Raw genomic sequence first — 292 nt, 5'->3', positions numbered from 1 at the left:
GCATCACTTTGAAGGCCTGATTGTCTTTGGCATCGGGCTGGCCCTCACCTCCGGAGCGCTTGCCTTAGTGCACGGAACCACGACGCCGACCGCTTGGGTGGAGGTGGGCACCGTCGTGGCTGCCAACCTCCTCGCGACGGCCGCACGGTTCCTGCTGTTCCGCCTCTGGGTCTTCCGTAAGCCAACCACCGAATCAGTCGCCGAGGAGTCCGCATCATGAGCACCGCCCTGATTTCGCCGCAAGTCCAAGCCACTCCCGCTAAAGCCGGCGGCGACCACACCCGGTGGGAGC

Annotated in this window: 1 pseudogene; it reads left to right on the top strand. The window is 65.1% G+C overall.

Annotation, left to right across the window (positions count from 1 at the left end):
• Positions 1 to 220, top strand: a pseudogene (locus tag SB772_RS40035) (hypothetical protein); the annotation flags it as partial.
• Positions 221 to 292: the final 72 nt, after the last annotated feature.

Source organism: Paraburkholderia sp. SIMBA_030, from assembly GCF_046535245.1.
Lineage (GTDB): Bacteria > Pseudomonadota > Gammaproteobacteria > Burkholderiales > Burkholderiaceae > Paraburkholderia.
This window is presented reverse-complemented; position numbering and strand designations above follow the sequence as displayed.